The organism is Mycobacterium sp. NGS35 (assembly GCF_059812855.1).
In genome coordinates this window covers 320,558-340,377 of record NZ_JCALDL010000001.1, presented here as the reverse complement: position 1 = coordinate 340,377, position 19,820 = coordinate 320,558, and the positions used below count along the sequence as shown (strand labels likewise).

The window sequence follows — 19,820 nt, the reverse complement described above, 5'->3', positions numbered from 1 at the left end:
TAGGTAGGTGCGTTCGCCCTTGTGGGGCGATTAACTAGAGCGGTCTGGAACCGTCGACAGATGAAGGAGCAGACCGTGACGCAGGTGTCGTCCAGTCCCTCGCATCCGGATCGATTGCCGCGTCACGTCGGCGTCGCGATTGTCGGTAGCGGTTTCTCCGGCCTGGGCGCGGCCGTCAAGCTGGACGAAGCCGGTCACCGCGACTTCGTCGTACTCGAGCGCGGCACCGACGTCGGCGGGACCTGGCGCGACAACACCTACCCGGGCGCCGCCTGTGACGTGCCGTCGCACCTGTACTCGTACTCGTTCGCCCTGAACCCGGACTGGACGCGGTCGTTCTCGAGGCAGGAGGAGATCCAGAACTACCTGCGCGGAGTCGCTCGCCGGGCCGGTGTCCTCGACCGGCATGTGTTCGGCTGCGAGGTGAAAAGGGCGGCATGGAACGAGCGCCGCAACCACTGGGAGCTGTCGACGTCACGCGGGACGATGACTGCCGACGTGCTGATCGGCGCCTTCGGCGCGCTGGCGGAGCCCAAACTGCCGGACATACCCGGGATCGATGCCTTCGACGGCGAACTCTTCCACTCGGCGCAGTGGAACCACGCGGCCGACTTGCGCGGAAAGCGCGTCGCTGTGATCGGCACGGGCGCGTCGGCGATCCAGATCGTGCCGGCCATCGCGGACACGGTGGGCCACATCGACGTCTATCAGAGAACCGCCCCCTGGCTCTTGCCGCGATTCGACCGGCCGTTCACCCCTGTCGAGCGGTGGGCGTTCCGCAATGTGCCCGGTGTGCTGTGGCTCGCCCGGTTCGGGATCTACGCCGCCCGCGAGACCCAGGTGGTGGGGCTGGCCAAGTATCCGCCCCTGATGAAGGTCTTCGAGTTGATATCGCAGGCCAAGATCCGCAGCGAAATCCGCGACCCCGACCTGCGACGCAAGGTCACGCCTAATTTCCGCATCGGATGCAAGCGCATGCTGATCGCCAACGACTGGTATCCGACGCTGGACCGCGACCACGTCGACTTGATCACCGACGGCATCGAGCGGGTGGACGGCCGCAGCATCGTCACCAAGGACGGCACAGCGCGGGAAGTCGACGCGATCATCGTGGCGACCGGCTTCCACGTCACCGACTCGCCGATGTTCGAGACCATCTGCAACAGCGACGGGCGAAGCCTGGCGCAATCCTTCGCCGACAAGGGCATGCAGGCCTACAAGGGCACCACCATCGCGGGATTTCCCAACGCGTTCTTCCTCGTCGGGCCGAACACCGGGCTCGGGCACACGTCGATGGTGTACATGATCGAGTCGCAACTGAATTACGTCGTCGATGCGATCGAGACCATGAAAGCGCGCGGGCTCACCCGCGTCGAGGTTCGCCGAAACGTCCAAGACGCCTACAACGAGCAGCTGCAGCGCAAGCTCGCGCGCACCGTGTGGATGACCGGCGGCTGCGCCAGCTGGTATCTGGACGCCCATGGCAACAACACGACCCTGTGGCCTGACTTCACGTTCCGGTTCCGCGCACAGACGAAGCACTTCGACGTCGACGCGTACGAGACGTCGGCGCGTCAGCTCAGCGACGCGAATTGATCTGCAGCGCAACGCAACTCGTCGGGAAGGCAGAACACGGTGGGATCGTTCGAAGGCAAAGTAGCGGTGGTCACCGGCGCGGGCTCCGGCATCGGACGCTCGCTTGCGCTGGGCCTGGCGCGCCGGGGCGCGCGGGTGGCGATCTCCGACGTCAACGAAGAGGGGCTGGCAGAAACCGCTGAGATGGTCACCGCGCTCAACGGTGAGCCGCATGCCGAACTTCTCGATGTCAGCGACCGCTCGGCGGTGCAGACCTACGCATCGTCAGTCGCCGCACACTACGGAGTGGTCCACCAGATCTACAACAACGCTGGAATCGCAAGCGGGGCAGCGCCACTCATCGACTGCGACTACGAAACCTATGAGCGGATCATCGCCGTCAACCTCTGGGGCGTCATCAACGGCACCAAGGAGTTCCTGCCGCATTTGATCGAGTCCGGCGACGGACACGTCGTCAACATCTCCAGCCTCAACGGCCTGATGGCCCAAGCGTCGATGACTGGTTACTGCACAACCAAATTCGCCGTGCGAGGATTCACCGAGGCGCTTCGTGCCGAGATGTTGTCGGCGGAATATCCGGTGAAAGTCACCGTCGTGCACCCGGGCGGGATCGCGACGAACATCGCCACGTCGGCCCTCACCGAGGCCGAGCGCGCCGGCCGAGAAATCACCGACGCGCAGCGCCGACGCGCCGAGGCGTACAACCGCAAGCTGCTCAAAATGTCTCCCGAGCGAGCCGCCGACATCATCCTCGACGGCGTCGAGGCCAACCGGAGCCGGGTGCTGGTAGGTAGAGACGCCAAGGGTGTCGACCTGCTGGTTCGGCTCCTCCCTCGCGCGCACGTCCGGCTGGTTCTGTGGTGGGAGAAGCGGACTTTCGGCGGCTAGGCGACAGACGGCTGCTACCGGGCACGCCGAGCGAGCCGCTCCGGGTCGTCGATCAGCACACTCTTGCCTTCGACTCGGATCCATCCCCGTTTGGCGAAGTCACTGAGGGCCTTGTTGACCGTCTCGCGCGACGAGCCGACCAATTGAGCGAGCTCCTCTTGGGTGAGGTCGTGGTCGACGCGCAGCGCCGAGCCTTCGCGGGTGCCGAACCGCTGCGCGAGGTGCAGCAGTTGCTTGGCGACCCGGCCGGGAACGTCAGTGAAGATCAAACTGGTCAACGCATCGTTGGTGCGCCGCAGCCGCCGCGCCAGCACCCGCAGCAGCTGTTCGGCGATATCCGGATACTGAGTGATCCACGAGCGCAGCGCGGCGCGGTCCATCATCACCGCGCGCACCTCGGTCAAGGTGGTGACCGTGGACGTGCGCGGTCCAGGGTCGAAAAGTGCGAGCTCGCCGAACATGTCAGCCGGCCCCAGCAACGTGATCAGACTCTCGCGCCCGTCCGGAGTGCGGCGCCCGACCTTCACCTTGCCCGCGGTGATGATGTAGAGCTGCTCGCCGGGATCGCCTTCGCGGAAGATGGTGTGTCCGCGAGGGAAGGTCACCGGCTCGAGCTGCTGGGTGAGCGCGCCGACGGCGCTGGGCGCCACCCCCTGGAAAATGCCGGCGCGTGCTAGCACCTCGTTCACGACGACTTCCTCTCAGGTGACGAACCGGGACTGCACGGTGATCGGGGAGTGGTCGACATTGACCAGCAGGATGTCCTGGCGATGCGACGCTACGCGCTTCAGCGCGTCCGCGGAGCACAATCGAGAAAGCTCTAAGTCATTGCGCAGAAAGCAATTACGCCGTGCAACGCCGATAGCGGCGGCAGGTGCCGGCTACATCTGCCAGTCGTTGGACCCGTCGTGCCTGGAGTAGGTGCCGCCGCTGGAGTTCTTCACGATGATCGGATCGCCGGGTCCGAAGTTGTCGAAGAACCACCTGGCGTTGGACGGGCTGATGTTGATGCAGCCATGACTGACGTCGCGCTTACCCTGGTCGTCCACAGACCACGGAGCGCTGTGCACGAAGTCGCCGCTGTCGTCGAACCGGACCGCGAGCTCGACCGTCGTCTTGTATCCGTAGGTGGAGTTGACCGGAACGCCGTAGGTCGAGGAGTCCATCACCACCGACGGCATCTTCTCTTGGACGTAGTAGGTGCCGTTCGGGGTCTGATGGCCGCCGGCTGACATACCCATCGACATCGGCATCGTCTTCACGACGGCTCCGTTGCGGGTGACGGTCAGCTGATGTGTGGCGTCGTCGGCGGTGGCGACCAGCGCGTCACCGGTACGAAAGCTCGACACCGTGCCGCCGGCATCGACGGTCACCGCGGTGTGGGCGGGCCAGAAGCTCAGCGGACGCCAGCGCAATTGCGTCGGTGTCATCCAGTAGAACTTTCCCGGAACCGGAGGGACCGAGGAGACGTGCACGGCGCCTTCAGCTGCGACGGCGTCGTCGACCAGACCGGGGAAGTTGATGATGATCGGCTGCCCCACGCCCACCGTGGAGCCGTTGGCAGGGACGATCCTCGGCGGTCCGAACGGCGGCGTGCCGGTGAACGGCGTCGGGTCCTGCCCTGCGGCCGGCCCCGCAACGACCCCTGGGTCAGGCACGGCCGGATCCGGATCTGCAAGTGCGGGAGCCGCATTCAATGCCAACGCCGAAACCACGAGTGAAGCCACTACGGCCGCCCTCGACACCGTCAAGAGACTTCTCTTCGTCCGGCCCGGCATACAGTCCCTCCAGTCGCGTTCCGCATGCAGTGTCGCATAGCGGCCGGTGCGGCCGTATCTTCGCCGTCTGTCCCGTGTCTGGCTCTGGCGTACGGGAGGTGGCACGTTTCGCGGGGCATGTCTGTGGGAAGAAGACAGGCGCCGGGGGACTGCACGCTTGCGGATGGAGGGGCCTTTGATGAGCAAGTTGTTTCCTCGTTTGGCCGGCGCCATTGCCGTTGCATTGGCGCCCTTGGCGTACGTGACGGTCGTCTCGCCAGCGGTGAGTCACGCCGACTGCGAGTGGGGTACGTGGTGGGACCCGGTGGCGAGCGTGTGTCGGCCGGTGGTGCCGCCGCCTCCGCAGGATTGCGGCTGGGGCAATTGGTGGGATCCGGCAGCCAACGTGTGTCGGCCGGTGGTGCCGCCGCCTCCGCAGGATTGCGGCTGGGGCAATTGGTGGGACCCGGTAGCCAACGTGTGTCGTCCCGTGGTGCCGCCTCCGCCCGAGTAGTCGTTTCCCGGAGGAACCGGGCCGACGCTACGAGCCTTTGAGCCGGATCCTCCAGCGCACGAACGAGGCGTAGCCGACACAGATCGCGGCCAGCATCGCCATGTCGAACAGCCAGGCGCTCGACGTGTGGTGCCAGTGCGAGTCCTTCGGCGTGAGCGGACCGGGGACGAGCTTGATCAGATCCACCGTCGACGCCGACGCGGCGAATCCCCAGCGCGCCGGCGTGAACCACGAAAGCTGGTCCAGCCCAACGCGATGCGTCACGGGGATCATGCCGCCGGAGAACACCAGCTGCGACATGATCGCCACCACCAGCAGCGGCATGATCTGCTCGTTGGACTTGGCCAGCGCCGACAGCGCCAGGCCCACCATCGCCGCGGCCACACAGGTGAACGCCACGTCGACGAACAGCTCGAAGGCCGGACTCTTCAGCAGCACTGCGCCCTGGGTGGGAGCGCCCTTGCCCCACACCGCGATCGCCACCACGATCGCCGACTGCACCACCGCGAACACCGTGAACACACAGATCTTCGCCAACAGGTAGGCAGTCGTGGACAATCCCACCGCCTGTTCGCGAAGGAAGATCGGCCGCTCGCCGATCAGCGTGCGGATGGTCAGCGCGGTGCCCATGAAGATCGCTCCGACGTTGAGCAGCACCAGAATCTGGCCCGGCTCGTTCGGTGCGTCGCCGTAGGGGTTCGGAATCCCGAACCCGACGTCGCCGGGCACCGCCTTGACCAGTGCACCCATGATCAGCGGCAGCAGCATCAAGAAGACGAAGTAGCCGCGGTCGGCGACGATCAGCCGCACCTGCCGGCGGGTGACCGTAGAGAACTGCCGCCACAAGCTGGTGTGCACCGGCTTGCCCAAGTCCGTCGGCTTCTCGGTCTCCGGCAGTGACGGCGGGGCCGGATGGCGTTCCAGGAACCGCAGCTTCGCGCCCTCGGGGTCGCTTGCCACGGCGCTGAAGATGTCGGCCCAGTTGGTGGTGCCCATTGCCGAGCCGATGTCGCTGGGCGCCCCGCAGAACGCGGTCTTGCCGCCCGGGGCCAGCAGCAGCACCTGATCGCACACGTCGAGGTAGGTCAGCGAATGGGTCACGACGATCACGGTGCGGCCCGCGTCGGCCAGCTGGCGCAGCATCGTCATCACCTGGCGATCCAGCGCCGGATCCAGACCCGAGGTGGGCTCGTCGAGGATCAGCAGCGACGGGCCGGTGAGCAGCTCCATCGCCACCGAGGCGCGTTTGCGCTGTCCGCCGGACAGCTTGTCCACCCGGGTGCCCGCGTGCGGGGTGAGCTCGAGCTCCTCGAGCACGTTCATCATCACCTGACGCCGGTCTTCCTTGGTGGTGTCCGGCGGCAGCCGCAGCTCGGCCGCATAGCCGAGCGCCTGCTCGATGGTCAGCTGACCGTGCACCACGTCGTCTTGCGGCACCATCCCGATACGACTGCGCAACGACGCGTATTCGGCGTGGACGTCGTGGCCCTCGAACAGCACCCTGCCGCGGGTCGGATTGCTGGCCCCGACAATCACTTTCGCCAGCGTCGACTTGCCGGCGCCTGACGGGCCGATCACCGCGGTCAGCGTGCCGGGCCGCGCCGAGAACGAGATGTTGTCCAGCAACGTGCGGCCGTGCTCGATCTCGAGGCTGACGTCGCGAACCTCCAAACCGCCTGTGCGCGTGGCGGCTTCGGTCTCGGTGCGACGGACCAGCGTGCCGCCCTGGAACACCAGGTCGACGTTGCCGATCGTGACGACGTCGCCGTCGCGCAGCAGCGCCCGGTCCACCCGGTTGCCGTTGACGAACGTGCCGTTGATGCTGCGCGCGTCCTGGATCTCGACGCCCTCGGCCGTCGGCACCAACGTCGCGTGGTGCCGCGACGCCAGCACGTCGGGAATCACGATGTCGTTGTCGGTGGCGCGGCCGATCGTCGTCGCTCCCGGCGGCGGAGGCGCAGCGCCGCCACGCAGGATGCGGATCATGCTGGTCGCCAGGTTCTGGCCGTCGGCGCCGGTGGGACGTGCCGTCGGCCGGATCTGCGTCGGCGGCGGCTGAGTGTCCGGCTGCGACACAGGCGGCGACGGCACCCGGGACGCCGGCGCAGGCGTGCTGGGCGGCCGCGTCTGCGGGCCACTGGATGGGCCGGGCGGATATGTGTGCGGCGGCTGGGTCGGCGGGTACGACGGCTGCGGCGTGCTCGGCGGATACCCCGCGGGGGCATGCGACATGGACTGCTGGTGGCCCTGCCGGGCGGCCGCGCCGCGGGCTTGGGCCGGCACCGACGTGGTCTGCGGGGGCCGGCCCACAGCACCTTGGTGGCGCCCGACCTCGAATGTCAGCCGCGGGCCGTCCGGGTTGCCGATGTTGATGCTCTGCCCGTCGCGGATCTCCACGGACGGCACGCGGCGGTGGTCGACGAACATCCCGTTGAGGCTGCCGTTGTCGATCGCCACCCAGCGGCCGCGGTCGAACCGCAGCAGCACGTGCGCGCGTGAGACGAGTGGATGAGCGACCCGGACGTCGGCGCGCAGATCGCGGCCGATGACCACGTCGTGGCCCGGCGCGAAGGTGCGTTGCGACCCGTCGGTCCGAACAGTCAGCGCGGGCGGTGATGGTCGGCTCATTAGCCGTCACTCTATAAGGACAGCGGCGTCCCGATGCGTTAGCCGGGCGCTCCGGTGACGACGCATCGGGTGCGCACGGTGGGCCGCGAGCGAAAAGCGGCGGGCATGCACTTGTTGCAGTGCGTGCAGGCCGATCGCACCGCGGTGCCGCCCGCGGCGATCCGGTTGACCAGATCCGGTTCGGCCAGCAGCGCGCGGGCCATCGCGACGAACTCGAACCCCTCCGCCATCGCGAGGTCCATGGTTTCGCGGTTGGTGATGCCGCCCAGCAGGATCAGCGGCATCGACAGCTCGGCCCGGAACGTGCGCGCCAAGTCGAGCAGATACGCGTCGCGGTAAGGGTATTCGCGGAAGATCTTCTTGCCCACCAGCCGCAGCCCCCAGCTCGTCGGGGGCTTGAAGATCTTCGCGAAGTCCTCGATCGGAACGTCGCCGCGGAACAGGTACATCGGGTTGACGAACGAGCTGCCCGCGGTCAGTTCCAGGGCGTCGAGGGCGCCGTCATCCTGCAGCCACGTGGCAGTGGTGAGCGCTTCGTCGACGGTGATGCCGGTCCGAATCCCGTCTGCCATATTGAGTTTCGCGGTCACCGCGATCTGGTTGCCCACGGCCTGGCGCACGGCCTGCACCGCTCTGCGGGCCACCTTCGCGCGGTTGTGCAGCGAGCCGCCGAACTCGTCGTCACGACGATTCACCAGCGGGCTGAGGAACGAACTGCAGAAGTAGCCGTGCCCCAGATGGATTTCGACGGCGTCGAAGCCGGCGTCGACGGCCAGCCGGGCCGCCGCGGCGTGGTCGGCGATCACCCTGTCGATGTCCTCGCGGGTGGCTTTCTTCGCGAACCGCAGAACGATCGGGTTGAAGCTGCGGACCGGCGCCAGCGCCGGCGACTTGTCGGCCGGGCCCACGCGGACGGGCCCGGCGTGCCCGATCTGCGCGCTGGCCGCGGCGCCTTCGGCGTGCACGGCCTCGGTCAGTCGGCGTAGCCCCGGCACCGCCTCGGGTCGCATCCACAGCTGGCCGGCCTCGGTGCGGCCGCCCGGTGACACCGCGCAATAGGCGACCGTGGTCATCGCCACCCCGCCGGCCGCAGGCAACCGGTGGTATTCGACGAGTTCGTCGGTCACCAGCGCGTCGGGGGTCGCCGCCTCGAACGTCGCCGCCTTGATGATCCGATTGCGCAGCGTGATCGGCCCCAGCTTGGCCGGGGAGAACACGCTCGTCGGGGCCATGGCTCAAAGCGTGCCACAAGCCTGTCAGACTGAGGTTCGTGACTGCGACGGTGCTCGACGGCAAGGCCACCCGCGACGAGATCTTCGCCGACTTGACGCAGCGGGTGCAGGCGCTGACAGCCGCCGGGCGCACTCCCGGACTGGGCACGATCCTGGTGGGCGACGACCCCGGCTCGCAGGCCTATGTCCGCGGCAAGCACGCCGACTGCGCGAAGGTCGGCATCACCTCGATCCGCCGGGATCTGCCCGCCGACATCAGCCAGGCCAAGCTCGACGAGACCATCGACGAGCTGAACGAGAACCCCGAGTGCACCGGCTACATCGTGCAGCTGCCGCTGCCGCGGGGTCAGTTGGACGAGAACGCCGCGCTGGAGCGCATCGACCCGGAGAAGGACGCCGACGGCCTGCATCCGACGAATCTCGGCCGGCTGGTGCTGGGCAAGGCGGCACCGCTGCCGTGCACGCCGCGCGGGATCGTGCACCTCCTGCGCCGCTACGACGTACCGATCGCCGGCGCGCACGTGGTGGTGATCGGCCGCGGTGTGACCGTCGGCCGCCCGCTCGGCCTGCTGCTCACCCGACGGTCGGAGAACGCCACAGTCACCCTGTGCCATACCGGAACTCGTGATCTGCCGGCGCTGACGAAGCAGGCCGACATCGTGGTCGCGGCGGTCGGCGTTGCGCACATGGTGACCGCCGACATGGTCAAGCCGGGGGCCGCGGTCGTGGACGTCGGGGTGAGCCGAGTGGACGGCAAACTCACCGGCGACGTGCATCCCGACGTCTGGGAGGTGGCGGGCTACGTGTCGCCGAACCCCGGCGGCGTGGGGCCGTTGACCCGGGCGTTCCTGCTGACGAACGTCGTGGAGCGTGCGGAGTCGCGATGAGCACGCGCGACGCCGCCCGTCAGGTCGTCCGCACCCAGTGGCCGATCCTGTTGGTGTTCCTGATCTTTGCGGCCGCATTCGTGCTCGTGGTCGCGGACTTCTGGCGGCGCGGGTCGTTGTTGATCGGCATCGGCGTCGCGGTTGCTGCGGTGCTGCGGTTGGTCTTGTCGGACAGTCGCGCGGGCTTGCTGGTGGTCCGCAGCCGGCTCACCGACTTCGTGACGATGGCGGTGGTCAGCGCGGTGGTGATCTACATCGCGTGGACGATCGATCCGCTGGGCACCCGATAGTTGCTGGCCCGAGTGTTGGGTTGATCCACGCTTTTGGCAGGCGCAGCGGAGCGTGGCTCAAGTCCACACTCGGCGCGAATGAGCCGCTGCGACAACGGACTTCGCCCACTCCGGCGTCGACGTCAGGTCGTCCGGCCCGACCACCGCACCACGCGCCACGTGCAGCACCAGCGATGGACGGGGTGCGCGGCCGGTCGCGGGGTCGGCGTCGGCTGAGTTGTCGTATACCCGCAGTTCGGTGAGGGCGGGCAGCAGCCGTATCAGGTTTTGCCTGCTGTGCCGCCACCGGCGCCGGATGACAGCCTCGGGGATGTCGTGACCGCCTGCCCGGACACGATGCCGCACCCGCGCGATGTGTGTTTCGGGACTGTCGAGCCCGACGTACCACATGCGCACCTCGAAGCCATCCAATGCCGCGTCCGTGATCAAGCGCGGGATGGTGTTGCCGCCCAGAGTGGTCTCGAGCGCGAAGTCGAGCCGCTGCTCGATCGCCCGCTCCAGCAGTCGCTTGCCCTCATGCCACGCGGCAGCATTGGCCTTCAATTGATCGAGCCCGGGGTTCGCGGCCGTCAAGGCCTTCGCGGCTTCGTCAGGGTTGTAGTAGTCGGCGCCGGCCGCGCGGATCATCGCGCCGACGATGCTGCTCTTCCCGGCGCCGTTGACGCCGGCAACAACATAAAGCCGTGGCGGTGTCAGCGTCGGCGCTTCGGACGGGCGGCCTCGACGGCGGCCCGGCCGAGCTCGTCAGGCGTCGCGTCGAACGCAGCGGCCATAGCTGCCTTGGCCTTTGACGTCTGCAAGCGCTCCAACAATTGGTCGAAGTCTGCGGTCAACTCGTCCAGTGCCGGCACACTGCCCTTCGTCAGCGCCTCGAACTCGTCGTACGACAACAGCACCGCCTTCGGTGTGTTGTGCTTGGTGATCGCAACTGCGCCGCGGCGCGACGCCTCTTCGAAGACCGCGCCGAACTCGTTCTTGAACCGGGTGGCAGCGACCGTCGGCACGTCGACCAGCACACCGTCGCGGTTGCGGAACGTCAAAGTAGCCATATTGGACATTTTAGCCAATACGACGACGCGCGCTAGGTCGACAGGGTGGCCCGAATGCACACTGTCACGTACGGCAGGGCCAGGCCCGTCGAGTTGGCCAATGCGGGATGCGTGGCCAGAAGCTCGCGCACCTGCTCGAGGGTCCGGGTACGCACCTCTGTCGGCGAGGTGATGCAGTAGCTGCGCGACGCCACCAAGTCGATCAACGCCTGCGGCGTCAGGTAATTCGTCCACTCCACCTGATGGCGCTGGACGTCGACGAACGGCTCGGGCAGCGTGACGCGGTTGTTGAACGGATCGTCCTCATGGCCGATGATGCGGCCCAGCTCGCGTACCCAGCCCATCCGCTCGTCGCGCACGTTCCACACCAGGCCGAGCCGCCCGCCGGGCCGCAGCACCCGCGCCACTTCGGCCACAGCGCGGGCGGGGTCGAACCAATGCCAGGCCTGCGCCACCAGCACCGCATCCACGCTGTCGTCGGACAGGGGGATCTCCTCGGCGGTACCGAGCAGCGCGGGCGTGTCGGGCAGCGAATGGCGAAGCAGCTCGAGCATTTCCGGGATCGGATCGACCGCCACCACGGACAGCCCGCGCTCGACGAGCCGGGTGGTGAGTTTGCCCGTGCCGGCACCGAGGTCGAGCACGTCGCGCACATCTGGCGGCAGCAGCCAGTCGATGGCCTCGGGAGGGTACGACGGCCGGCCGCGTTCGTATGCGGCCGCTTCGGCGCCGAACGACAGCGAGCGGGCCAGCTGGTCGGTCATGCCGATGCGAGCTTGAGCGTCTGCCGGATCAAATCTCCGACGGCCTCGGATTCGATCAAGAACCCGTCATGCCCGTACACCGAGTCGACGACGTTCAGCCCGGGGCAGCCCGGCAACAGGTCGGCCAGCTCCTCCTGCAGCCGCAGCGGATACAGCCGGTCGGAGGTGATGCCGCCCACCACCACGGGAACCTGACATCGACTCAGCGCCGCCGGCACACCGCCACGGCCGCGTCCGACGTCGTGGCTGGACAGCGCGTCGGTGAGCACCACGTAGCTGCCCGGGTCGAACCGGTCGACCAGCTTGGCGCCCTGGTACTCGAGGTAGCTCTGCACCGCGTACCGGCCGCCGGTCAGCGGGTTCTCCGAGGCCTGCGGCTGATTGGCAAAGCGCCGGTCCAGTTCCACCTCGCCGCGGTAGGTCAGATGGGCGAAGCGCCGGGCGATGTCCATGCCGTCGACGGGTTCTCGGCCGGTGCCGTAGTAGTCGCCGCCCTGCCAGTTCGGGTCGGCTTTGATCGCGGCGACCTGGGTGGTCTGCGTGCCGATCTGGTCGGCGGTCGCGCGTGCGCCGACGGCCAGCACCAGCGCGGCGCGCACCTTGTCGGGATGGCCGACGATCCACTCCAGCGCCCGCGCGCCGCCCATCGAACCGCCGACCACCGCGGCGACCTCCGTGATGCCCACTGCCGCCAGCGCTGCGACGTCGGCCTCCACTTGGTCGCGCACGGTGATCGTGGGAAACCGTGAGCCCCAAGGCTTTCCGTCGGGTGCGGGTGAGCTGGGCCCGGTCGAGCCGCGGCAGCCGCCCAGCACGTTGGTGGCCACCGCGCACCAGCGGTTGGTGTCGATCGGCGCGCCGGGACCGACTGCGCTGTCCCACCAGCCGGGGGTCGGATGGTTCGGGCCCGCGGGCCCGGCGACGTGCGAGTCGCCGGTGAGCGCGTGCAGCACCACCACTACGTTGTCGCGTGCCGGCGACAGCTCACCCCAGCGTTGCAGCGCGATCGACACGTCGTCGATCACCCGGCCGCTCTCCAGTCGCAGCGGGCCGATGTCGACGACGCCCACCTCCCCTTCGGCGGGCAGCTGGGTGGTCGGGACGTCGAAATCCGTCACGACAGCGACCCCACCGACTGGGGGTCGGCACCCCGCGCCGAACTGAACGGCTTGGCGGCGGCGAAGCCGCGCTCGAGGTCGGCGATGATGTCGTCGATTCCCTCGATGCCGACGGCAAGGCGCACCAGGCCCGGCGTGACGCCGGTGGCCAGTTGCTCCTCGGGGCTGAGCTGGCTGTGCGTAGTGGATGCCGGATGGATCACCAGCGAGCGCACGTCACCGATGTTGGCGACGTGGCTGTGCAGGGTCAGCGCGTTGACGAACGCCTTGCCGGCCTCCACGCCGCCGGCCAGTTCGAACGCCAGCACAGCGCCGGTTCCCTTGGGCGCCAGCTTCTTTCCCAGCTCGTACCACGGCGAGCTCGGCAGCCCGGCGTAGTTCACCGACACCACTTCGGGGTGGGACTCCAGATATTCGGCGACGCGTTGCGCATTTTCCACGTGGCGCTGCACCCGCAAACTCAGCGTCTCCAGTCCCTGCGCGATCAGGAACGCGTTGAAAGGCGAAGGGGCAGAACCGAGGTCGCGCAGCAGCTGCACCCGCGCCTTCAGTGCGAAGGCGGGCGGGCCGAGGTCGGCGAACACCACTCCGTGGTAGCTGGGGTCTGGCGTGGTGAAGCCAGGGAAGTCACCGTTGCGCCAGTCGAACGTGCCGCCGTCGACGATCACTCCGGCGATCGCCGCGCCGTGGCCGCCCAGGTACTTGGTGGCGGAGTGCACGACGATGTCGGCGCCGTGGCTGATCGGCTGGATGAGATATGGCGTCGCGATGGTGTTGTCGACGATCAGCGGCACGCCGACGTCATGGGCCACCGCCGCGACGCCGGGGATATCGAGGATGTCGATCTGGGGGTTGGAAATCGTCTCGGCGAAGAACGCCTTGGTGTTCGGCCGCGCAGCCGCCCGCCACGACTCGAGATCGTCGGGGTCTTGGACGAAGCTGACCTCGATGCCCAGCTTGGGCAGCGAGTAGTGGAACAGGTTGTACGTGCCGCCGTACAGCCGAGGGCTGGACACGACGTGGTCGCCGGCGTTGGCGACGTTGAGGATCGCGTACGTCTCCGCCGCCTGCCCGGACGCCAGGAACAACGCGGCCACGCCGTTCTCCAGCGCGGCGATGCGCTGCTCGACGACCGCGGTGGTGGGGTTGCCGATCCGGGTGTAGATGTTGCCTTCGACCTCGAGGCCGAACAGTGCGGCGGCGTGGGCGGTGTCGTTGAACGTGTACGACGTGGTCTGGTAGATCGGCAGCGCCCGGGCGTTGGTGGCGGCGTCCGGGACCTGGCCGACGTGAATCTGTTTGGTCTCGAACGCCCAGCGGCTGCTGGGATCGTCCTGTTCGTTCGTCATCGATGTGCTCCTGTGGTGAGGGCCGTCCGGTCCGGGGCCCGTCATCACGGACCCGCGCTTGCCGTGTAGCCGCTGGCGGCTACTCAACCTGGTCATCACCCGGGGCACCCCACCGCGGTTGGAGGGTTGCCGGCCAGCGAGCCGGGGCTTGGCGCTGGCGCTCTTGACCGATGAGAAGAGTATCGCATGCCGCAAGCCGACTGCCACCGAGTTCGCATCGCAGACGCCCGCGCTGACCTCGCTACCGGACCCACCCCTGACACGACGGGTGCCTCGACGGAATACTGATACTCGGCTTGTCCGAACCGATGGCGGGAGACACCCAACACATGAGCAATGAGCAACCGACCATCATCTACACGCTGACCGACGAAGCGCCGCTGCTGGCTACCTACGCCTTGCTGCCGGTCATCCGCACTTTCACCGAGCCGGCGGGCATCAAAGTCGAAACCAGTGACATCTCGCTGGCGGCCCGCATCCTGGCGGAGTTCTCCGACTGCCTGGAGGAGGATCAGCGCGTGCCGGACAACCTCGCCGAGCTGGGCCGGCTGACGCAGCTGCCCGACACCAACATCATCAAACTGCCCAACATCAGCGCCTCGGTGCCGCAGCTCACCGACGCGGTCAAGGAACTGCAGGAGAAGGGCTACGCAGTGCCCGACTATCCGGCGCATCCCAAGACCGACGAGGAGAAGGCGCTCAAGGAGCGCTTCGCGAAGGTACTCGGCAGTGCCGTCAATCCCGTTCTGCGGGAAGGCAATTCGGACCGGCGCGCGGCCAAGGCGGTCAAGGAGTACGCGCGCAAGCACCCGCACAGCATGGGCGAGTGGTCGCAGGCCTCGCGCACCCATGTGGCGACGATGAAGAGCGGCGACTTCTACCACGGCGAGAAGTCGATGACGCTGGACCGCCCACGCGACGTGCGGATGGAGCTGAAGACCAAGCGCGGCGAGACGATCGTGCTCAAGCCCGAGGTGAAGCTCGACGAGGGCGACGTCATCGACAGCATGTTCATGAGCAAGAAGGCGCTGTGCGCGTTCTACGAGCAGCAGATCGAGGACGCCTACAAGACCGGCGTGATGTTCTCGCTGCACGTCAAGGCCACGATGATGAAGGTCAGCCACCCCATCGTGTTCGGCCACTGCGTCAAGGTGTTCTACAAGGACGCGTTCGCCAAGCATCAAGACGTGCTCGACGAACTCGGCGTGAACGTCAACAACGGCATGGTCGACCTCTACAACAAGATCGAGGCGCTGCCCGGATCGTTGCGCGAGGAGATCATCAACGACATCCACGCCGTGCACGAGCATCGTCCCGAATTGGCGATGGTCGATTCGGCGCGGGGCATCACGAACTTCCACTCGCCGTCCGACGTGATCGTCGACGCCTCGATGCCTGCGATGATCCGCCTCGGCGGCAAGATGTACGGCGCCGACGGCCGGACCAAGGACACCAAGGCGGTCAACCCCGAGTCGACGTTCAGCCGCATCTACCAGGAGATGATCAACTTCTGTAAGACCCACGGCCAGTTCGACCCGACCACCATGGGCACCGTGCCGAACGTCGGGCTGATGGCGCAGAAGGCCGAGGAGTACGGCAGCCACGACAAGACCTTCGAGATCCCCGAGGACGGCGTCGCCGACATCGTCGACAACGAGACCGGGGAAGTGCTGATGACGCAGAACGTCGAAGAGGGCGACATCTGGCGCATGCCCGTCACCAAGGACGCGGCGATCCAGGACTGGGTGAAGCTGGCCGTCACCCGGGCCCGCGACTCCGGTATGACCGTGGTGTTCTGGCTCGACATCGAACGCCCGCACGAGGTCGAGCTACGCAAAAAGGTCAAAAAGTACCTGCAGGACCACGACACCGAGGGCCTGCACATCCAGATCATGCCGCAGGTGTGGGCGATGCGGTACACGCTCGAACGTGTGGTGCGCGGCAAAGACACGATCGCGGCCACCGGCAACATCCTGCGCGACTACCTGACCGACCTGTTCCCGATCCTGGAGCTGGGCACCAGCGCCAAGATGCTGTCGATCGTGCCGCTGATGGCCGGCGGTGGGATGTACGAAACCGGCGCGGGCGGCTCGGCGCCCAAACACGTCAAGCAGCTGGTCGAGGAGAACCACCTGCGGTGGGATTCGCTCGGCGAGTATCTGGCGCTGGGCGCATGCCTGATGGACATCGGCACGAAAACCGGAAACAAGAGGGCCACGGTTCTCGGCAAAGCGCTCGACGGGGCGATCGGCTGCTTCCTGGAGAACGACAAGAGCCCGTCGCGCAAGACCGGCGAGCTGGACAACCGGGGCAGCCACTTCTATCTCGCTTTGTACTGGGCGCAGCAGCTGGCCGAGCAGAGCGACGACCAAGAGCTCGCGGATCATTTCGCGCAGCTGGCGAAGTCGCTGTCGGAGAACGAAGACACAATTCTGTCGGAACTCGCTGCCGCGCAAGGCAATTCGGTCGACATCGGCGGCTACTACTACCCCGACCCCGAAAAGACCACCGCAGTGATGCGGCCCAGCAAGACGTTCAACCAGACGCTGGAGGCCGCCCAAGCCTGAGCGCAGTTTCGCGGCATTCGGCCCTTGTAGTGTGGCTCACATGTCCAGGATCAAGGTCGAAGGCACGGTCGTTGAGCTCGACGGCGACGAGATGACCCGGATCATCTGGAAGTCCATCAAGGACACGCTGATCCTGCCGTACCTGGACATCGACCTCGAGTATTACGACCTCGGCATCGAGCACCGCGACGAAACCGACGACCAGGTGACCGTCGACGCCGCGCACGCGATCCAGAAGCACGGCGTCGGCGTCAAATGCGCCACGATCACCCCCGACGAGGCCCGGGTCAAGGAGTTCAACCTCAAGAAGATGTGGCTGTCGCCCAACGGCACCATCCGAAACATCTTGGGCGGCACCATCTTTCGTGCACCGATCGTCATCAACAATGTCCCCCGCCTGGTGCCCGGCTGGACCAAGCCGATCATCATCGGCCGCCATGCTTTCGGCGACCAGTACCGCGCCGAGAACTTCGCGTTCGACCGGCCGGGCACGTTCACGATCACGTTCACTCCCGACGACGGCAGCGAGCCCATCCAGCAGGAGGTCGTCCACATTCCCGACGAGGGCGGGGTGATCATGGGCATGTACAACTTCAAGCGCTCGATCCAGGACTTCGCGCGCGCGTCGTTCAAGTACGGGCTGAAAGAGAAGTACCCGGTCTACCTGTCGACCAAGAACACGATCCTCAAGGCCTACGACGGGATGTTCAAGGACGAGTTCCAGCGAATCTACGACGAGGAGTTCAAAGACGAGTTCGAGCGCAACGGCCTGACCTACGAGCACCGGTTGATCGACGACATGGTCGCCTCGGCGCTGAAGTGGGAGGGCGGCTACGTCTGGGCGTGCAAGAACTACGACGGCGACGTCCAGTCGGACGCCGTCGCGCAGGGCTACGGGTCGCTGGGATTGATGACGTCGGTGCTGATGACTCCCGACGGCAAGATCGTCGAGGCAGAGGCGGCGCACGGCACCGTGACGCGCCATTTCCGGCTGCACCAGCAGGGCAAGCCGACGTCGACGAACCCGATCGCGTCAATTTTCGCGTGGACCCGGGCGCTGGAGCACCGCGGCAAACTCGACGACACCCGCGAGGTGATCGAGTTCGCGCAGAAGCTGGAGAGCGTGGTCGTCGACACCGTCGAGGGCGGGCAGATGACCAAGGACCTCGCGGCGCTGATCGGTCCGGACCAGGAGTGGCTGACCACCGAGGACTTCATGGCCGCCCTCGACGACAACCTGCAGAAGGCGCTCGCCGAGGCCTAACCGGTCGACTTCACCGGCGGCGTGCCGATGTACTCGTCGACCCAATTCACGATCACGTCGGCGATGCGCTCGGGTGCCTCGAACATCGGGATGTGACCCACGCCGTCGAGCTCGGTGACCTTGTTGATCTCCGGAATGTGGGTGTGGAAGTGCCGCGTGTAGCGCGGGTGCGGCAGCACGCGGTCCTTTTCGCAGATCACCAGGTGGGTGGGCGTGCAGGTCTCGGCCAGTTCCAAGAGGCCGGGCGCCATCAGCGACTTCATCAACAGCTGGTAGTAGGCCGGGCAGTTGCGGACGTCGTCGATGATGTCCAGCAGGTCGCTCTCGGGCAGAGTTTCCGGAGATGCGCTGATCGGGAAGTGCGCGAGATATCGGCTGAACGGCAGGCTCAGCACCCGCGGGCCGAGCAATTTCACCAGCACATACAGCGGTGCGCCGGCCAGGAACTTGGCGACGATCTCGAACTTCACCGGCGACCACTGGTGCCAGCCGCCCGCCGGAGCGATCGCGGTGATCGTGCGGGCCCGGCCCCGGCGCTCCAGCTCGAACGCCACCCAGCCGCCCAGCGAGTTGCCCACGATGTGCGCAGTTTTCCAGCCGAGGTCGTCGAGCTGGCGCTCCAGATGATCGGCGAGCGTGGCGCTGTCGAGCTTCCAACTGCCTTTCGGGCCGCCGTTGTGGCCGGCCATGGTCGGCGCGAACACCTCGTAGCGGCCCGTGTCGGCGATCCGCGGGGCGACTTTCTTCCACACGTTCTGCGACATCATGAACGGGTGCAGCAGAAGCATCGGTTCGCCGGAGCCGAGATGGATGGGGGCACGCTCGCGCATGATGGCGACCATAAAGCCGGTACCGCCGGTACCGCAAGCGCGCTGGACGCCTGCGGGTGAAAAGATTGGCCGACCATGAGCAAGCAGAAACGCGTCTTCTCCGGCGTCCAGCCGACCTCCGACTCGCTGCACCTTGGCAACGCCTTGGGCGCGGTGACGCACTGGGTGGGGCTGCAGGACGAGTTCGACGCGTTCTTCTGCGTGGTCGACCTGCACGCGATCACCGTCCCGCAGGACCCCGATGTGCTGCGCCGGCGCACGCTGGTGACCGCCGCGCAGTATCTGGCGCTGGGAATCGACCCGGCCCGTAGCACCGTCTTCGTGCAGAGCCACGTGCCCGCGCACACCGAATTGGCCTGGGTGCTGGGCTGTTTCACCGGCTACGGGCAGGCGTCGCGGATGACGCAGTTCAAGGACAAGGCTCAACGGCAGGGCACCGAGTCGACGACGGTCGGGCTGTTCACGTATCCGGTACTGATGGCTGCCGACGTGCTGTTGTACGACACCGATCTGGTGCCGGTCGGTGAGGATCAGCGTCAGCATCTGGAGCTGGCGCGTGATGTCGCGCAGCGTTTCAACAGCCGCTTCCCGGACACGTTCGTGGTGCCCGAGGTGCTGATCCCGAAGGCGACGGCCAAGATCTACGACTTGAGCGACCCGACGTCGAAGATGAGCAAGTCCGCACCCACCGAGGCCGGGTTGATCAACCTGCTCGACGATCCGGGCCTCACCGCGAAGAAGATCCGCTCGGCGGTCACCGACAGCGGCCGCGAGGTCCGCTACGACCCGCAGAACCAGCCTGGGGTGTCGAACCTGCTGACCATCCAATCGGCGATCACCGGCACCGACGTCGACAAGCTGGTCGAGGGCTACACGGGCCGCGGCTACGGCGACCTCAAGCGCGACACCGCCGACGCGGTCGTGGAGTTCGTCACCCCCATCCGGGCGCGTGTCGACGAATTGCTGAGCGACACAACCGAGTTGGAAGCGATTCTCAAGAAGGGCGCCGACCGGGCCCGCGAGGTGTCGGCAAAGACGATCGCCAATGTCTATGAGCGGCTAGGGTTCTTGCAGATTTCCTCATAGG

Annotated in this window: 18 protein-coding genes and 1 riboswitch; of the genes, 8 read left to right on the top strand and 10 right to left on the bottom strand. The window is 66.9% G+C overall.

Translation table 11 applies throughout. The annotated features are described in order from the left end of the window. Positions 1-60 precede the first annotated feature (60 nt). Positions 61-1,596, top strand: a complete 1,536-nt coding sequence (locus AC5Y4C_RS01700; RefSeq protein WP_499964169.1) for a flavin-containing monooxygenase — start codon at positions 61-63, stop codon at positions 1,594-1,596. Positions 1,597-1,635: 39 nt separating this feature from the next. Beyond that, positions 1,636-2,484 (top strand): SDR family NAD(P)-dependent oxidoreductase, encoded by an 849-nt coding sequence (locus AC5Y4C_RS01695; protein ID WP_499911457.1) that lies wholly within the window; start codon positions 1,636-1,638, stop codon positions 2,482-2,484. Between the two features lie 14 nt (positions 2,485-2,498). On the opposite strand, the gene AC5Y4C_RS01690 is transcribed toward AC5Y4C_RS01695, so the two are convergent. Both AC5Y4C_RS01690 and AC5Y4C_RS01685 read right to left on the bottom strand, forming a co-directional pair. Further along, positions 2,499-3,173, bottom strand: coding sequence for a Crp/Fnr family transcriptional regulator (locus tag AC5Y4C_RS01690; RefSeq protein ID WP_499964168.1), 675 nt, complete (start codon positions 3,171-3,173; stop codon positions 2,499-2,501). Positions 3,174-3,365: 192 nt separating this feature from the next. Further along, positions 3,366-4,262, bottom strand: a complete 897-nt coding sequence (locus AC5Y4C_RS01685; protein WP_499911461.1) for a L,D-transpeptidase — start codon at positions 4,260-4,262, stop codon at positions 3,366-3,368. 178 nt (positions 4,263-4,440) lie between these two features. Here AC5Y4C_RS01685 and AC5Y4C_RS01680 point away from each other — a divergent pair, with 178 nt between their 5' ends. Continuing rightward, entirely contained in the window at positions 4,441-4,755 is a 315-nt protein-coding gene (locus tag AC5Y4C_RS01680) for a hypothetical protein (RefSeq protein WP_499911463.1), read from the top strand. Between the two features lie 27 nt (positions 4,756-4,782). Here AC5Y4C_RS01680 and AC5Y4C_RS01675 read toward each other — a convergent pair whose 3' ends face one another. Further along, positions 4,783-7,383, bottom strand: a complete 2,601-nt coding sequence (locus tag AC5Y4C_RS01675) for an FHA domain-containing protein (protein ID WP_499964166.1) — start codon at positions 7,381-7,383, stop codon at positions 4,783-4,785. 38 nt (positions 7,384-7,421) lie between these two features. Further along, positions 7,422-8,615, bottom strand: a complete 1,194-nt coding sequence (locus AC5Y4C_RS01670; RefSeq protein ID WP_499964164.1) for an NADH:flavin oxidoreductase — start codon at positions 8,613-8,615, stop codon at positions 7,422-7,424. A 38-nt stretch (positions 8,616-8,653) separates the two neighbouring features. On the opposite strand from AC5Y4C_RS01670, the gene AC5Y4C_RS01665 reads away from it, so the two are divergent. Beyond that, on the top strand, positions 8,654-9,502 hold the full coding sequence (locus AC5Y4C_RS01665; protein WP_499911469.1) for a bifunctional methylenetetrahydrofolate dehydrogenase/methenyltetrahydrofolate cyclohydrolase: 849 nt from the start codon (positions 8,654-8,656) through the stop codon (positions 9,500-9,502). Continuing rightward, positions 9,499-9,792, top strand: a complete 294-nt coding sequence (locus AC5Y4C_RS01660) for a DUF3017 domain-containing protein (RefSeq protein ID WP_499911471.1) — start codon at positions 9,499-9,501, stop codon at positions 9,790-9,792. The genes AC5Y4C_RS01665 and AC5Y4C_RS01660 overlap by 4 nt, the downstream gene beginning before the upstream one ends. A 57-nt stretch (positions 9,793-9,849) precedes the next feature. Here the strand turns inward: AC5Y4C_RS01660 and AC5Y4C_RS01655 are convergent, their stop codons facing one another. The 5 genes from AC5Y4C_RS01655 to AC5Y4C_RS01635 are packed head-to-tail and all read right to left on the bottom strand — an operon-like array spanning position 9,850 to position 14,072. Further along, positions 9,850-10,488, bottom strand: a complete 639-nt coding sequence (locus AC5Y4C_RS01655; protein ID WP_499964266.1) for an ATPase — start codon at positions 10,486-10,488, stop codon at positions 9,850-9,852. After that, a complete protein-coding gene (locus AC5Y4C_RS01650) occupies positions 10,485-10,841 on the bottom strand; it encodes a type II toxin-antitoxin system prevent-host-death family antitoxin (protein ID WP_499964162.1) in 357 nt (118 codons plus the stop codon). Before AC5Y4C_RS01650 ends, AC5Y4C_RS01655 begins: the two co-directional genes overlap by 4 nt. 32 nt (positions 10,842-10,873) lie before the next feature. Continuing rightward, complete coding sequence (locus tag AC5Y4C_RS01645; protein ID WP_499964160.1) at positions 10,874-11,605, bottom strand: class I SAM-dependent methyltransferase; 732 nt, start codon at positions 11,603-11,605, stop codon at positions 10,874-10,876. Beyond that, positions 11,602-12,723 (bottom strand): homoserine O-acetyltransferase MetX, encoded by a 1,122-nt coding sequence (gene metX / locus AC5Y4C_RS01640; protein WP_499964158.1) that lies wholly within the window; start codon positions 12,721-12,723, stop codon positions 11,602-11,604. The genes AC5Y4C_RS01645 and metX overlap by 4 nt, the downstream gene beginning before the upstream one ends. Next, a complete protein-coding gene (locus AC5Y4C_RS01635; protein WP_499964156.1) occupies positions 12,720-14,072 on the bottom strand; it encodes a bifunctional o-acetylhomoserine/o-acetylserine sulfhydrylase in 1,353 nt (450 codons plus the stop codon). Before AC5Y4C_RS01635 ends, metX begins: the two co-directional genes overlap by 4 nt. A 49-nt stretch (positions 14,073-14,121) precedes the next feature. Beyond that, positions 14,122-14,241: riboswitch (SAM riboswitch) on the bottom strand. A 160-nt stretch (positions 14,242-14,401) separates the two neighbouring features. Here AC5Y4C_RS01635 and AC5Y4C_RS01630 point away from each other — a divergent pair. Both AC5Y4C_RS01630 and AC5Y4C_RS01625 read left to right on the top strand, forming a co-directional pair. Then, positions 14,402-16,639 (top strand): NADP-dependent isocitrate dehydrogenase, encoded by a 2,238-nt coding sequence (locus AC5Y4C_RS01630; RefSeq protein WP_499911482.1) that lies wholly within the window; start codon positions 14,402-14,404, stop codon positions 16,637-16,639. A gap of 40 nt (positions 16,640-16,679) precedes the next feature. Beyond that, positions 16,680-17,903, top strand: a complete 1,224-nt coding sequence (locus AC5Y4C_RS01625; protein WP_499911484.1) for an NADP-dependent isocitrate dehydrogenase — start codon at positions 16,680-16,682, stop codon at positions 17,901-17,903. Here the strand turns inward: AC5Y4C_RS01625 and ephH are convergent. Further along, positions 17,900-18,733 carry an epoxide hydrolase EphH gene (gene ephH / locus AC5Y4C_RS01620; protein ID WP_499911486.1) on the bottom strand — a complete coding sequence of 278 codons (834 nt, stop codon included), beginning with the start codon at positions 18,731-18,733 and terminating at the stop codon, positions 17,900-17,902. The two genes, AC5Y4C_RS01625 and ephH, sit on opposite strands and share 4 nt — an antisense overlap. A gap of 75 nt (positions 18,734-18,808) precedes the next feature. Between ephH and trpS the strand changes: the two genes are divergently transcribed. Continuing rightward, entirely contained in the window at positions 18,809-19,819 is a 1,011-nt protein-coding gene (gene trpS, locus AC5Y4C_RS01615) for a tryptophan--tRNA ligase (protein ID WP_499964154.1), read from the top strand. The last annotated feature ends 1 nt before the right edge of the window (position 19,820 follow it).

Coding starts and splice junctions, on each gene's coding strand:
- AC5Y4C_RS01700 (WP_499964169.1), top strand. CDS start 61: ATGAAGGAGCAGACCGTGACGCAGGTGTCGTCCAGTCCCTCGCATCCG.
- AC5Y4C_RS01685 (WP_499911461.1), bottom strand. CDS start 4,262: ATGCCGGGCCGGACGAAGAGAAGTCTCTTGACGGTGTCGAGGGCGGCC.
- AC5Y4C_RS01680 (WP_499911463.1), top strand. CDS start 4,441: ATGAGCAAGTTGTTTCCTCGTTTGGCCGGCGCCATTGCCGTTGCATTG.
- AC5Y4C_RS01675 (WP_499964166.1), bottom strand. CDS start 7,383: ATGAGCCGACCATCACCGCCCGCGCTGACTGTTCGGACCGACGGGTCG.
- AC5Y4C_RS01670 (WP_499964164.1), bottom strand. CDS start 8,615: ATGGCCCCGACGAGCGTGTTCTCCCCGGCCAAGCTGGGGCCGATCACG.
- AC5Y4C_RS01660 (WP_499911471.1), top strand. CDS start 9,499: ATGAGCACGCGCGACGCCGCCCGTCAGGTCGTCCGCACCCAGTGGCCG.
- AC5Y4C_RS01650 (WP_499964162.1), bottom strand. CDS start 10,841: ATGGCTACTTTGACGTTCCGCAACCGCGACGGTGTGCTGGTCGACGTG.
- AC5Y4C_RS01645 (WP_499964160.1), bottom strand. CDS start 11,605: ATGACCGACCAGCTGGCCCGCTCGCTGTCGTTCGGCGCCGAAGCGGCC.
- AC5Y4C_RS01635 (WP_499964156.1), bottom strand. CDS start 14,072: ATGACGAACGAACAGGACGATCCCAGCAGCCGCTGGGCGTTCGAGACC.
- AC5Y4C_RS01630 (WP_499911482.1), top strand. CDS start 14,402: ATGAGCAATGAGCAACCGACCATCATCTACACGCTGACCGACGAAGCG.
- AC5Y4C_RS01625 (WP_499911484.1), top strand. CDS start 16,680: ATGTCCAGGATCAAGGTCGAAGGCACGGTCGTTGAGCTCGACGGCGAC.
- ephH (WP_499911486.1), bottom strand. CDS start 18,733: ATGCGCGAGCGTGCCCCCATCCATCTCGGCTCCGGCGAACCGATGCTT.
- trpS (WP_499964154.1), top strand. CDS start 18,809: ATGAGCAAGCAGAAACGCGTCTTCTCCGGCGTCCAGCCGACCTCCGAC.